Source organism: Corynebacterium frankenforstense, from assembly GCF_030211955.1.
Taxonomy (GTDB): Bacteria; Actinomycetota; Actinomycetes; order Mycobacteriales; family Mycobacteriaceae; genus Corynebacterium; species Corynebacterium frankenforstense_A.
Genome location: NZ_JASODI010000123.1, coordinates 1 through 207, shown reverse-complemented (window position 1 = coordinate 207; position 207 = coordinate 1). Strand labels below are relative to the sequence as shown.

General features: G+C 63.3%; 1 pseudogene. It reads right to left on the bottom strand.

Features of this window, described 5'->3' with window-relative positions:
- Positions 1-207: pseudogene (locus QP119_RS11800) on the bottom strand (hypothetical protein); the annotation flags it as partial.

The following is a 207-nucleotide window of genomic DNA, read 5'->3' as shown; positions in this document are numbered from 1 at the left end:
CAGCAACCAGATCGTCATGCCCGACACCGGATCATGGAGGTATTTCACCTGCCCGTCGGTCTTCAGGTTGTGCCAGTACTGGGAGACCCGCGAGGCGTTATCCAACGCGGTGGGCCCACCCTGCCCATGAGGGATGCGGTGCTCGAACTGGGTGGCAGGCGTCTTCGTCGTCGACGACGGACCCGAACAATCCGCGTGCACACCGGT